At 74.0% G+C, this 12,228-nt stretch carries 12 protein-coding genes; 1 reads left to right on the top strand and 11 read right to left on the bottom strand.

What is annotated here, in order from left to right:
* Positions 1-20 precede the first annotated feature (20 nt).
* From B042_RS0119665 to B042_RS0119615, 11 genes are all read right to left on the bottom strand, one after another.
* The gene (locus tag B042_RS0119665) at positions 21-809 is read right to left on the bottom strand and encodes an inositol monophosphatase family protein (RefSeq protein WP_028649777.1); all 789 of its coding nucleotides are present in this window, start codon (positions 807-809) and stop codon (positions 21-23) included.
* Positions 806-1,831 carry an ATP-grasp domain-containing protein gene (locus B042_RS23960; protein ID WP_051415839.1) on the bottom strand — a complete coding sequence of 342 codons (1,026 nt, stop codon included), beginning with the start codon at positions 1,829-1,831 and terminating at the stop codon, positions 806-808. The genes B042_RS0119665 and B042_RS23960 overlap by 4 nt, the downstream gene beginning before the upstream one ends.
* A gap of 221 nt (positions 1,832-2,052) precedes the next feature.
* The gene (locus B042_RS0119655) at positions 2,053-2,583 is read right to left on the bottom strand and encodes a YbhB/YbcL family Raf kinase inhibitor-like protein (protein WP_028649776.1); all 531 of its coding nucleotides are present in this window, start codon (positions 2,581-2,583) and stop codon (positions 2,053-2,055) included.
* A gap of 226 nt (positions 2,584-2,809) precedes the next feature.
* Positions 2,810-3,232 carry a CBS domain-containing protein gene (locus tag B042_RS0119650; protein ID WP_028649775.1) on the bottom strand — a complete coding sequence of 141 codons (423 nt, stop codon included), beginning with the start codon at positions 3,230-3,232 and terminating at the stop codon, positions 2,810-2,812.
* 78 nt (positions 3,233-3,310) lie between these two features.
* Positions 3,311-4,498 carry a 4-hydroxybenzoate 3-monooxygenase gene (locus B042_RS0119645; protein WP_028649774.1) on the bottom strand — a complete coding sequence of 396 codons (1,188 nt, stop codon included), beginning with the start codon at positions 4,496-4,498 and terminating at the stop codon, positions 3,311-3,313.
* 3 nt (positions 4,499-4,501) lie between these two features.
* Complete coding sequence (gene pcaD / locus B042_RS0119640; RefSeq protein WP_028649773.1) at positions 4,502-5,644, bottom strand: 3-oxoadipate enol-lactonase; 1,143 nt, start codon at positions 5,642-5,644, stop codon at positions 4,502-4,504.
* 52 nt (positions 5,645-5,696) lie between these two features.
* Positions 5,697-7,076 (bottom strand): 3-carboxy-cis,cis-muconate cycloisomerase, encoded by a 1,380-nt coding sequence (pcaB, locus tag B042_RS0119635; protein WP_028649772.1) that lies wholly within the window; start codon positions 7,074-7,076, stop codon positions 5,697-5,699.
* Complete coding sequence (gene pcaG / locus B042_RS0119630) at positions 7,073-7,645, bottom strand: protocatechuate 3,4-dioxygenase subunit alpha (RefSeq protein ID WP_028649771.1); 573 nt, start codon at positions 7,643-7,645, stop codon at positions 7,073-7,075. Before pcaG ends, pcaB begins: the two co-directional genes overlap by 4 nt.
* A complete protein-coding gene (pcaH, locus tag B042_RS23955) occupies positions 7,642-8,409 on the bottom strand; it encodes a protocatechuate 3,4-dioxygenase subunit beta (protein ID WP_036555646.1) in 768 nt (255 codons plus the stop codon). Before pcaH ends, pcaG begins: the two co-directional genes overlap by 4 nt.
* 58 nt (positions 8,410-8,467) lie before the next feature.
* Positions 8,468-9,109, bottom strand: coding sequence for a CoA transferase subunit B (locus B042_RS0119620; RefSeq protein ID WP_028649770.1), 642 nt, complete (start codon positions 9,107-9,109; stop codon positions 8,468-8,470).
* Entirely contained in the window at positions 9,109-9,873 is a 765-nt protein-coding gene (locus tag B042_RS0119615) for a CoA transferase subunit A (protein ID WP_028649769.1), read from the bottom strand. The genes B042_RS0119620 and B042_RS0119615 overlap by 1 nt, the downstream gene beginning before the upstream one ends.
* 161 nt (positions 9,874-10,034) lie before the next feature.
* Between B042_RS0119615 and B042_RS27160 the strand changes: the two genes are divergently transcribed.
* Positions 10,035-11,654, top strand: coding sequence for an IclR family transcriptional regulator C-terminal domain-containing protein (locus B042_RS27160; RefSeq protein WP_028649768.1), 1,620 nt, complete (start codon positions 10,035-10,037; stop codon positions 11,652-11,654).
* The last annotated feature ends 574 nt before the right edge of the window (positions 11,655-12,228 follow it).

Below are 12,228 nucleotides of genomic sequence, written 5' to 3'. Positions count from 1 at the left end.
CGCCCTCGGAGCAACGGGCCCTACCCGAAGAGCCAGGCGGCGACCGCCCGGCCGGTGGCCGGGTCGGCCGCACCGATCAGCCCGGTGTGCTCGTAGCCTCCCCGGTAGGGGAAACCGGTGCCGTCCAGGCGGGTGAGCAGGCCCCCCACCTCCTCCAGGAGCAGTGCCGGGGCGGCCACGTCCCAGTCGCGCACCGGCACGTCCTTGACGAACAGGTGGGCCGTGCCCTCGGCGACGCGGCACAGCTTCAGGGAGATGCTCCCGCTTTCCAGATAGCCCCGGTAGCCGAAGTGCTCATAGACCTCGCGGGCGATCCCGTGCGGTTCGGGGGTGTTGTCGGTGAGCACGCCCGCTCCGGGTGGCGCGGGATCGCACACCGGAAGGGGCCGCGCGTTGCGCAGTGCGCCCTTGCCCCGCACGGCCGTGTACAGCTCGTCGGTCTCGGGGGCGTAGACCGCCGCCGCCTCCGGTCGGCCGTCGGTGACCAGGGCGGCCTGGGTGACGTAGCCCGGGAAGCCGTGCGCGTAACTGGCGGTCCCGTCGATGGGGTCGATCAGCCAGTAGCGTGAGGGCCGCTCCCGCTCCAGCGACTCCGGGTCCTCCTCGCTGACCACGGAGACCGCCGCGTCGATCGCGGTCAGGCGCTCGGCGAGCGCCCGGTGGGCCAGGGAGTCGGCCCGCGCCTTGAACTGGCCGCCCTCCCACACGCCCTCGCGCGCGGCGGCGTCCGAGCGCCACCGCCGCAGCAGGGCACCGACCTCGCGGACGGCGGCGGCCATCGCGCCGGGCAGGTCCTCGGGTGTGCTCATTGGATCCCCGCCCGGACGGCGGCGTCCGCCGCGGTGATGGGGGAGGTGCCCGCGGGGGCGGGGGACAGGCCGTGGGAGGTGAACTCCTCCTCGCTGATGAACTCGTCCGCCCACCGCCGGACCAGGGCCACGCCCTCGTGCCAGTCGTCGGTCAGCCGGGGGCCGCCGTGCAGCGCCTGGCGCAGCAGCCCGGCCACCTCGTCGACCCCGGAAGCGCCGGTCAGCGCGGTGGTCGAGGAGAAGCGCGGGTTGATCTCGAAGATCCGGGGACGGCCCTCGGAGTCCAGGCACAGTTGCACGTTGAACGGGCCGTCGGCGCGCAGGGCTTGCTGCACCCTACGGCAGACGGCGGCGACCTCGGGGACGCGCCGGGTCACCGCGTACCGGGTGACGCCCTCCTTCAGGACGACCTCCTTGGGCACCACGGCCTGGACCTCGCCGTCGCGCCACACCACCACCGACACCGTGTACTCGGGGCCGGCGATCCGTTCCTGGACGATGAGGTCGTCGGCCGCGTAGCCGCTCTCGGAGAGTACACGCGACACCTCCTCGGGGGAGTGGGCGACCGCCACACCGCGGCTGCCCCGGCCGGTGCGCGGCTTGACGACGAACCCGCCGGGGGAGGCCGCGGCACCTGAGGGCCACTCCTCGGCCGACCAGGTGCGGGGCACCCCGATCCCCGCCTCGTCCAGGCGCCGCATCAGGACGGCCTTGTCCAGACAGGTGCGCACGAACTCCGGCCGCGGCAGGAGCACGCACACCCCGTCCTCGGCCAGAGCCGCGATGGGCACCAGTTCCTCGTCCACGAGCGGCACGACCGCCACCGCTCCCTCCCGCGCGCACAGGTCGCGCATGCGGGGCAGGAAGGCGTCGCTGGCGCCGCCGGGCACCAGGTACCCGCGGTCCGACAGGTACAGTCCGGGGGCGGCGGGGTCCATGTCGGTGGCCACCACCCGGAAGCCCGATCCGCGCAGGTGGAGGATGGTGCCGGGGGTCGGTGCCGACCCGGCCGTGGTCACCACGACCGTCGGCTTCGCCGGCGACTGCTCTGGCATGGCCGTTTCCTTCCACGAGGACGGGGGCGCCTCCCCCGGTGTTCAGGCTGAGAGTAAGGGGCCGCGCGGCCCTCATGGTGTCGAACGGTCGAATTGGCCGGAATCGGTTGCTAAGTGAACCTTCCGGCGTCTTGAGCGTGCTCCGCTGCCGTCCGGTTCCGGGGTGGGCGGCAGCGGAGCACCGGTCCCTAGTGCTGTTCGTAGACCGGGGTGATCACGGCGCGCGCGATGGCCTTGAAGAACAGGTTGAAGCCCATGAAGGCGGGGGTGCTCGACTCGTCCACGGGCAGGCTCGGCACGCTCACCGCGTGGACGGCGAACATGTACCGGTGGGGCCCGTGCCCGGCGGGCGGGGCCGCGCCGACGTAGCGGTTGCCCCCGGCGTCGGCGCGCAGCGTGACGGCCGACTCCGGGAGGCCGGAGCCGTCGCCGGCGCCGGTCGCCAGTTCGGTCACGTCGGCGGGGATGTTGACCACCGACCAGTGCCAGAACCCGCTCGCGGTGGGTGCGTCGGGGTCGAAGCAGCTCACGGTGAAGCTCCGCGTCTGCTCAGGGAAGCCGCTCCAGGACAGGTGTGGCGAGACGTCCTCGCCCCCGGCACCCAGGATCCCGCTCACCTGGGGCTTGGCGAGGGTCTGGCCGTCGGCCACGTCAGCACTGGTCAGCGTGAACGACGGCAGTTGGGGCAGAAAGTCGTAGGGGGAGGGTGGCTTGGCCACGGAAGAGGCCTCCTTCGGTCGGGTGGACGTGCGTTCGGTGCCCGTCGCCCGAGGGTTCTCGGTCGCGGTGGGCACTGACGAAGATACGCGTTCGCCCCGCTTCCGTGGAGCCGAAGGGGCGGCGCGCCCCGACCGGGTTCGGAGTGTCCCCCCGCGGACGCTCCGCGGCGGGGCCGCCGCCGTGTCCGGTGTTCCCGGCGCGCTCGGGCGCCGGGAACACGGGTGTTCAGTGGTTGGGGTTCGCGGAGCTGACGTCGGCCAGCGCGGAGTGCTCGTCCACGGCCCGGGCCAGGTCGCCGATCGAGATGATCCCCACGATGTCGTCGCCGTCGGTCACCGGCAGGCGGCGCACGGCCTGGGAGCGCATCAGGTCCACGGCCTCGGAGACCCGGCACTGCGGCGGCACGGTGCTGACGTGCTCGGTGCAGGTGGCGCCCGCGGTCTGGGTGTCGGGGTCGCCACCGGTGGCCAGGCAGCGCATGATGATGTCCCGGTCGGTGAGGATTCCGAACAGCGAGCCCTGGCTGTCGGTGACGATCACGTCGCCGACGTCGCCGTCCCGCATGATCTGGGACGCCTCGCGCAGGGTCGTGTCCTTGCCGGTGGTGCGGGCGGGGCTGGTCATCAGGTCAGAGATGGAGATTGCCATGATTCCTCCCTTTTGTCCTCTTGTGTCCTCCCATGCTCCCCTAGCCGCTCTCTGCCCGGATCAAACCTGGTGTCGGCGTCAGTCGATCGGCAGACCGGTGTAGTTCTCCGCCAGTTCGCCCGCGGCGAAGGCCGAAGCGGTGATCCGCTCCAGTTGCGACAGCTGCAACCGCGTCTCGAACCCCGACTGCCCTGGGTCGGTGTGCAGGGTGGTGGTCATGAAGTAGGAGAAGTGCTCGGCGCGCCACACCCGCTTCAGGCAGGTGTCGGAGTAGGCCTCCAGCAGCTCCGCCGAACCCGTGGTGTGCAGGCGGGTGAAGGCCCGCGCCAGCATGGTCACGTCCGAGGCGGCCAGGTTCAGCCCCTTCGCGCCCGTGGGCGGCACGATGTGTGCCGAGTCGCCCGCCAGGAACAGGCGGCCGTGGCGCATCGGCTCGGTCACCGAACTGCGCATCGGCAGTACCGCCTTGGAGGTGATCGGCCCCCGGTTGAGCCGCCACGAGGCGTCCGCGCCCAGGCGGTGGTCCAGCTCGTCCCAGATCCGCTCGTCCGACCAGTTCCCGGGCTCCTCCCCGTTGGGCACCTGGAGGTAGAGGCGGCTCACGGTCGGTGTGCGCATGCTCGCCAGGGCGAAGCCGCGCTCGGAGTGCGCGTAGATCAGCTCCTCGTAGGCGGGCGCGGCGTCGGCCAGAATGCCCAGCCAGGAGTAGGGGTAGGTCCGCTCGAACGTGCGGCTCGCCCCCTCGGGGACCGCCGTGCGCGCCACCCCGTGGAAGCCGTCGCAGCCCACCACGTAGTCGGCGGTCAGGGTCCGCTCCTCGCCCCCGTGGGTGTAGCGCACTGCGCACAGGTCGGCGTCGAAGCCCTCCACCGCGTGCACGGGTGCCTCGAACAGCATCGGCAGGCCGCTCTCCAGGCGCAGGGCGATGAGGTCCTTGACCACCTCGGTCTGGGCGTAGACCCACACCCGCCGCCCGCCCGTCAGGGACGGGAAGTCCACGCGGTGGCGCCGCCCGGCGAAACCCAGTTCGATCCCCTCGTGCGGGATGCCCTCGGCTTCGAGCCGCGCGGCCGCACCCGCCTCGCGCAGGGCGTCCACCGTGCCCTGCTCCAGGATCCCGGCGCGCTGGCGCTGCTCCACGTAGGCGCGGTCCCGGCTCTCCAGGACGGCGCAGTCGATACCGGAGCGCTCCAGGAGCCGGGCCAGGAGCAGCCCGGCCGGGCCCGCCCCGATGACGGCGACGGTCGTGTGCTGGGGAACGGTCATGGTTCAGTCCTTGAGGTCGGTGAGTACGCGCTGGGCGATGGCGAAGGCGGAGTTGGCGGCGGGCACACCGCAGTAGATCGCCGAGTGCAGGACCACCTCGGCGATCTCGTCGTCGGTCAGGCCGTTGTTGACCGCGGCCCTGACGTGCATGGCGAACTCGTCGTGGTGCCCGAGCGCGATCATGGCGGTCAGGGTGATGCAGCTTCGGGTGCGCCGGTCCAGGCCCGGGCTGGTCCAGACCTCCCCCCAGGCGTAGCGGGTGATGAAGTCCTGGAAGCGGGCGGTGAAGGGCGTGGTGCGCGCGATCGCCCGGTCCACGTGGGCGTCGCCGAGTACCGCCCGCCGCACCCCCATCCCGGCCGCGTGCCGCGCCCCGTCGGTGCCGGGTGAGAGGTGGCCCAGCAGCGCGGCGGTGACCTCCTCGGGCCGGTCGGCCTGCGCCAGGTGGCCCGCGCCGGGGATCTCGGTGAGCGCCGCCCCCGGGATGCCGTCGGCGAGTTCGCGCCCGTGGGAGGGCGGGGTGGGCGCGTCCTCGCGGCCCGAGACCACGAGGGTGGGGGCGCTGATCCGGCCCAGATCGCCGCGCAGGTCGTAGGAGGCCAGGGCGTCGCAGCACGCGGCGTATCCCTCGGGGGCGGTCGCGGCCAGGTCGGCCAGCAGCGCCTCGCCCACCGGGCCGTCGGCGGTGCCGGGGTCGGCGAACCAGCGGCCCGGCGCCCCCTCGACTAGGGCGGCCAGGCCCTGGCCGCGTACCTGTTCGGCCCGCTCCCGCCACGCGTCGGGCCGGCCGAAGCGGGCGGAGGAGCAGACCAGGGCCAGTGACGCCACCCGGTCGGGGTGGTGCGCCGCCAGGTGGGCGCCGATCGCCCCGCCCAGGGACACCCCCGCGTAGTGGAATCTCTCCCAGCCCTGGGCGTCGGCCAGGTCCAGGACGAGCCGTGCCAGGTCGGCGACGGTGGCCCCGGCCGCGGCGGCACCGGCGGGGGAGCCGCCGTGTCCGGGCAGGTCGTAGCGGAGCACGCGGTGGTCGCGGGCCAGAGCGCGCAGCTGCGGGTCCCACACGGACAGGGAGGTGCCCAGGGAGGGGCCGAGGATCAGCGGGGCGGCGGCCTCGGGGCCGTCGAGGCGGTGGTGGAGCTCGGTCATGGCGGTCCTTCGTCCAGTGCTCGGGGTGGGCGGTGTGCGCAGGGGACGGCCGTCACCGGTCCCGGGGCCCCTCGGGTGCGAGGGCGCGGTCGACCAGCGCGGGGGCCGAACCCAGGTAGGCGGCCGGGTCGGTGAGCCCGTCCAGGTCCCCCCGGGACAGCTCCGACAGCTCCGGCAGGCGGCTCAGCGCCTCGGCGAGGGGGAGCCCCTCCTCGGCGGCGTCCCGTGAGGCCTCGGCGAGTAGTTCCTTGGCCCGGCCGCGCCCCACCACCGGGGACAGCGCGGAGGTGATCCGCTCGGCGGTGACGCGACCGCCGGTCAGCGCCAGGTTGCGGGCCATCCGCTCGGGGTCCACCCGTAGGCCCGCCGTGAGTTCGGCGGCCTCACGCGCGGCCCCGCCCGCCACGCGCAGCGCTTCGCGCAGGGTCTGCCACTCGGCGTGCCAGGCCCCCGCGGGACGCTCGTCCTCGCAGGCCAGCGCGGACAGTAGTACCGAGGCCAGCGCGGGCAGGCGGCGGGCGGCGGCTGCGATGAGCGTGGCCCGCACCGGGTTGGACTTGTGCGGCATCGCCGAGGAGCCGCCGCCCGAGCCCTCGGCGACCTCGCCGATCTCGGTGCGCGAGAGCACCAGCACGTCGGCGGCGACCTTGCCGAGGGCCCCGGCCGTGAAGGCCAGCGCCGTCCCCAGGTCGGCGACCGGGGCACGCAGCACGTGCCAGGGCAGCCGGGGCTCGGCCAGGCCGGTCCGGCGGGCGTAGGCGGTGAGCAGCATCGGCCCGGTTCCGGGGTCCCCGTCGGCGTACTCGACGAAGGCCGCCATGGTCCCGGCCGCGCCGCCGAGCTGGACGGGGAGCGTGGCACGGGCCGCGGCGAGGCGGCGCTCGGCGGCGGCGGCCAGCGAGCGCCAGCCCGCGGCCTTGAGCCCGAACGTCGTCGGTACGGCCTGCTGGGTCAGGGTGCGCCCCGCCATCGGGGTGGCGCGGTGCCGCGCGGCCAGGTCGGCCAGGGCGCGGACGGTGGAGGCCAGGTCTGCCAGGACCGGTTCCAGGGCACGCTTGGCCACCAGCATCGCCGCGGTGTCCATGATGTCCTGGCTGGTCGCCCCCCGGTGGACGTAGGGCGCGTGCTCGGCGGCCACCGCCGCCGTCAGGTCGGCGACCAGCGGGATGACGGGGTTGCCGCCGCCCCGGGCGCGCAGTGCCAGATCGCGTGCGTCGAAGCGGGCGGGGTCGGCGGCTTCGGCCACCGCCCGCGCGGCCTCACCGGGGGCCAGACCCAGGTCGGCCTGGGCCAGGGTGAGGGCGGCCTCCGCCTCCAGCAGCGCCGCGAGGAACGCGGTGTCGCCGGTGGCGGCCTCGACGGCCGAACCGGCCCGCCCGGGGTCGAGCAGGCCGGTGTCGAGTGCGTCGGCGGCGGGCGCGTCCGGGCTCACGCCGTCTCCAGGAAGACGGTCTCCCCCTCGCCCTGGAGGCGGATGTCGAACCGGTAGGTGCGGTGGGCCCCGGGCACCGGTTCGGCGATCAGGGTGGCGCGCCGCTGCTCGGGCAGGGAGGACAGCAGCGCGTCGGCGGGGTCGTCGGCCAGGTAGGCGCGGGTGTGCAGGTGGTGCATCAGGCCGCGGGCGAAGACCGCCAGGCACACGTAGGGCACGCCCCCGGGCGGCAGCGTGTGCACCGCCCACTGGCCGTCGGCGTCGGTGGAGATCCGTCCGAAACCGGTGAAGTCCACGCCGTTGCGGCCGGCGCCCTGCCCGGTCACGGGGTCGCGGCGCATCGAACCGGGTGCTCCGGTGCGCGAGCCGTCCGGTCCGGGCTGCCAGATCTCCACGAAGGCGTCCGGCACCGGGTCGCCCGCGCCGTCGAGGACGCGGCCGCGCAGCGTGAGCGTGTCGGGGTGGTGGGCGGGCGCCAGGTCGCCGCCTTCGGGGAAGGGCAGGGCGTAGCCGAAGAACGGCCCGACGGTGTGCGAGGGCGTCGGCGGGAGCTCGTAGGAGTAGGTCATCGATGGCCCTCTTCCTCGTCCTCGAACCACGTGGCGGCCGGACCGTCCAGGACGATGTCCCAGCGGTAGCCCAGCGACCACTCGGGTACGGACAGGTCGTGGTCGTAGGTGGCGACCAGGCGGTCGCGGGCGCTCTGCTCCGTCACCGCCTGGAGGATCGGGTCGAACGGGAACAGCGGGTCGCCGGGGAAGTACATCTGGGTCACCAGGCGCTGGGTGAACGCCTCGCCGAACAGCGAGAAGTGGATGTGGGCGGGACGCCAGGCGTTGGTGTGGTTGCGCCACGGGTAGGCACCCGGGCGGATCGTGGTGAAGGAGTAGCGGCCCTCGTCGTCGGTCAGGCAGCGGCCGAACCCGGTGAAGTTGGGGTCCAGCGGGGCGGGGTGCTGGTCGCGCTGGTGGGCGTAGCGGCCCGCGGCGTTGGCCTGCCAGAGCTCCACGAGCTGTCGGCGGACCGGCCGTCCCCGGCGGTCCAGGACGTGTCCGGCGACGGTGATCCGCTCACCCAGGGGCTCGCCGGTGTGGTGGCGGGTCAGGTCCTGGTCCAGGGGGCCGATGTCGGTGGTGCCGAACGCCGGCCCGCTCAGCTCGACCGCCTCGGGGTCGCGCAGCGGGATCGGCGGGTGCTTCGGGTGGCGCAGCGCGCTGCTGCGGTAGGGCGGGAAGTCGCGCGGCGGGTGGTGCTCGGTGGTGGCGGACGCCTGGGCCTTGGCCACCTCGGCGTCGATCCCGGACTGCGACAGGTCCGGCGGTAGTGCGCTCATCTGGGGTTCTCCGGAAGGTGCGGCTGGGACGTGGGGGCGGGCCCCGGGTGTCTGGCGTTCAGACGGCGGCCTCGGCGCGGACCTTGGCACCGGTCCTGGCGGCCACCTCGTCGGCGGTGGTGCCGGGGGCCAGCTCGACGAGTGCGAGGCCGTCGCCGGTGACGTCCAGGACGCACAGGTCGGTGATGATCCGGTCGACGCAGCCCTTGCCGGTGAGCGGCAGCGCGCACTCCTCCAGGATCTTGGGAGAGCCGTCCTTGGCGGTGTGCGCCATGGTGACGATGACGCGGCGGGCACCGTGCACCAGGTCCATGGCCCCGCCGATCCCGGTGATCATCTTTCCGGGGACGGCCCAGTTGGCGAGGTCGCCGCGGGCGGAGACCTGCATGGCGCCGAGTACGGCGGTGTCGATGTGACCGCCGCGGATCATCCCGAACGACAGGGCGGAGTCGAAGAAGGAGGCGCCGGGCAGGACGGTGACGGTCTCCTTGCCCGCGTTGACGAGGTCGGGGTCGACCTCGTCCTCATGCGGGTAGCGGCCGGTGCCCAGGATGCCGTTCTCCGACTCCAGGGTTACCTCCACGCCCGGCGGCAGGTGGTTGGGGATCAGGGTCGGCAGGCCGATGCCCAGGTTGACGTACTCGCCGTCGCGCAGTTCGAGGGCGGCGCGCGCGGCGATCTGCTCTCGGGTCCAGGCCATCAGGAACTCGCCTCCGTCACGGTGCGCTTCTCGATCTGCTTGTCGCACGCCTGCTCGGGCGTGAGTTCGACGACCCGCTGGACGAACACGCCGGGCACGTGCACGTGGTCCGGGTCGATCTCCCCAGGTTCGACCAGTTCCTCCACCTCGGCGATGGTGACACGCCCGGCCATGGCGGCGAGGGGGTTGAAGTTGCGGGCCGCCTTGTTGAAGACGAGGTTGCCGTGCCGGTCGCCCCTGGCGGCGCGCACCAGACCGAAGTCGGTGTTGATGGCGCGCTCCAGGACGTAGGCGGTGCCGTCGAACTCGCGGACCTCCTTGGGCGGGGAGGAGACGGCCACGCCGCCCTGTCCGTCGTAGCGCCAGGGGAGCCCGCCGTCGGCGACCTGTGTGCCGACGCCGGCGGGGGTGTAGAAGGCGGGGATGCCGCTGCCGCCGGCGCGCAGCCGCTCGGCGAGCGTGCCCTGGGGGATGAGTTCGAGTTCGATCTCGCCGCCCAGGTACTGCCGGGCGAACTCCTTGTTGGCTCCGATGTAGCTGCCGGTAACCCGGCTGATCCGGCCCGCGTCGAGCAGGACCGCCAGGCCCGTGCCGATCGCGCCGCAGTTGTTGGAGACGACGGAGAGGCCGCGGACGCCCTTGTCGAACAGGGCGTGGATGACGACGGTCGGGACGCCGCTGACGCCGAAACCGCCGACCGCGAGGGACGCCCCGTCGTGGACGTCCGCTACCGCCTCGGCGGTCGTGGCCACCACTTTGTCCATCCGCTTCCATCCTTCCGGAACGCTGCCCGTCGACTCTCCGCCTGGCGAGTGTTCGCTTAGTGAACTAAAGTTCATTTATGAACGCTTTGAGTTTCGCGTGAGGACACCGCACGTGTCAAGCCCCGGTAGCGTTCCCCCGAACGAGGAACTGTGGAGGTCCCATGCCGGTCGCCGAGACCACGACTCCCAAGCCCGCCGGGGAGTCCGTGACCACTCTGAAACGGGGCCTGGCGGTGCTGGGTGCCCTGGCGGCGGCCCCCTCGGCGCGCATGCGCCGCGGCGACCTCGTGCGCGCCACCGGCCTGGCCCGGGCCACCCTCGACCGCGTCACCCGCACCCTGGCGCGGCTCGGATACCTCAGGGCCGAGGAGAGCGACGTCGTCCTCGCACCCCGCCTGCTCGAACTCGGCAACGCCTACCTGGCCGCCGACCCGGTCTCCCACGCCGCCGCGGCCCCCGCCCGCGCCCTGGCCGACGCGCTCGACGAGTCGGTCTCGGTGTGCGTCCCCGACGGCGACGGGGTGCGTTTCGTCCTCCAGTGCCCCCGGCGCCGGGCCATGGCCGTCACCTTCCACGTCGGCGACGTGCTGCCCGCCGAGCGCTGCGCCCCGGGCGCGATCTTCGCTGCGGACTGGGACGAGGACACCTGGCGGATCTGGCGTGAACGCGTGCGGGAGACCGAGGGCGGCCGGACCTGGGCTGCCTACCCCGCCCTGCCTCCCGCGCCCCCGCAGACCGCCGAGGAGGCCGCTCGGGAACTGTCCGACCGGGTCGCCCGCACCGCCGGATCGGGCCTGGCCGTCGACGACCAGCTCGTCGAATCGGGCCTGGTCGCCGTCGCCGTGCCGGTGCGCGGACGCGACGGCCGGTCCCCGTGCGCGGTCAGCGTGGTCAGCCACACCAGCCGCCACACCGCCGCCAGCCTCACCGGGTACGCGCTCGACCGCCTGCGCGCCTGCGCCGACACCGTCGGACGGGCGCTGACCGAGGACGGCCGCGCACACGAGCGGCCGGTGCCCGACCCCGCGCGCGCCGACGCGCTGCGCCGGGCCAAGGAGGAGCTGGGCGCCGACTTCCTCCAGTCGCTCGCCCGCGGCCTGGAGGTCCTGGCCTGCCTGCGGGCTCCCGCCGGACTCACCCTGAGCGAGGCCGCCGAGGCCACCGGTCTGGCCCGGGCCACCGTCCGCCGCTCGCTGCTCGCGCTGACCCGGCTCGGCTACGTCGCCGAGAGCGACGGGCGCCGGTTCTCCCCGCTGCCGCGCGTCCTGGAACTGGGGTACGTCCCCCTGTCGCGGCTCACGTTCGAGCAGATCGCCCGCCCCCACCTGGCCGACCTGGTGGAAAGGGTGCACGACTCGGCTTCCGTCTCCGTGCTCGACGGCGAGCACATCCGCTACGTGGCGCGGGTGGCGACCACCCGCATCATCGGCGTGGACCTGGGGGTGGGCACCCGCCTGCCGGCCCGCCCCACCTCGATGGGCCGCGTTCTGCTCGCCGAGCACCCCTCGACCGGGCCCTCCACGCCCCTGGCGGAGGTCCGCCGCCAGGGGTACGCCCTGGTCGACCAGGAACTGGAGGAGGGCCTGCGCTCCGTCGCCGTCCCGGTCCGCGACCGGGACGGGCGGGTCGCCGCGGCGATGAACGTGGCCGCGCACGCCGCCCACCGGAGCCTGGACTCCCTGCGCGAGGAGGTCCTGCCCGAACTGAGGGAGACCGCGCGCAGGATCGAGGCCGACCTCGCCGCCGCCAGTGAACGCAACCCGAGCGCGCGTCCGCGCTGACCCGCCGTCCCCGTGGGCTGCGGGGGCGGGAGCGGGTGCCGGGCCCTTCCGGGGACGTGCGCCCCGGAGCGGCCCGGCACGTCTGGGACCCTCCGGCCGTCGCGGTCTCCTGGTCGATGCCGGAGAGGTCGCGGCTGCGGGCCTCCCCGGTGAACCAGAGGGCCACGGCACCGGCCAGTCCCACGCCCACGAGCATCCAGGAGATGCCGTGCGTGGCGGTCCCGCCGCCCGCGGCGGTGAGCAGGGACTGGCCGATGAGCGGGCTCAGAACCGCTACCGGGGCTTCCCGGAGCGGTGGGACACCCCCGGACCCGCTGCCGGGGGCGGTCGACGACCTGCGGCGTCTCGGGCCTGACGTCGTTTCGAAGGTTCGTGCTCGTGGAACGGAACCCCGACGCGGGATATCCACTGGGGGTGAGCTCACCGGGTTCCGCAAGCTGGCTGTCGGGCGCAATAGCTGGCGGATGGTGTACCGGGTGGCCGATGGCAAACATGTGGGGATCTGTGAGGTCCGGGCCGTGGGAGCACGAGCCGAGGCGCAGGTCTATGCGGAAGCCGCCCGGCGGGTTCGTGG

The sequence above is a fragment of the Nocardiopsis sp. CNT312 genome (genome assembly GCF_000515115.1).
Taxonomy (GTDB): Bacteria; Actinomycetota; Actinomycetes; order Streptosporangiales; family Streptosporangiaceae; genus Nocardiopsis.
Note: the sequence above shows the minus strand (reverse complement) of the source record. Positions and strands in the feature narration are given on the sequence as shown.